The following is a 230-nucleotide window of genomic DNA, read 5'->3' as shown; positions in this document are numbered from 1 at the left end:
GTAGACATTGATTCTTTAAAAAAAGAGCACCTATTTAAACGTAATGAGCGTACTTGGATTATTAAAGAACGGGTAAAATCCTCTACAATTGCCAAAATGCCTTTACTTCCTCAGGCCAGGTTTGTTTTGGATAAGTACAAAAGTGATCCTGTCTGTTTAAGCAAAGGTCAGTTGATACCTGTAGTTACCAGTGGAAACTATAATACTTACCTCAAAATGATTGCGGAATA

Annotated in this window: 1 pseudogene; it reads left to right on the top strand. The window is 35.7% G+C overall.

Features of this window, described 5'->3' with window-relative positions:
* Positions 1 to 230: pseudogene (locus Q0954_RS34890) on the top strand (site-specific integrase); the annotation flags it as partial.

The sequence above is a fragment of the uncultured Microscilla sp. genome (assembly GCF_947493425.1).
In the GTDB taxonomy this organism is placed as follows: Bacteria; Bacteroidota; Bacteroidia; order Cytophagales; family Microscillaceae; genus Microscilla.
This window is presented reverse-complemented; position numbering and strand designations above follow the sequence as displayed.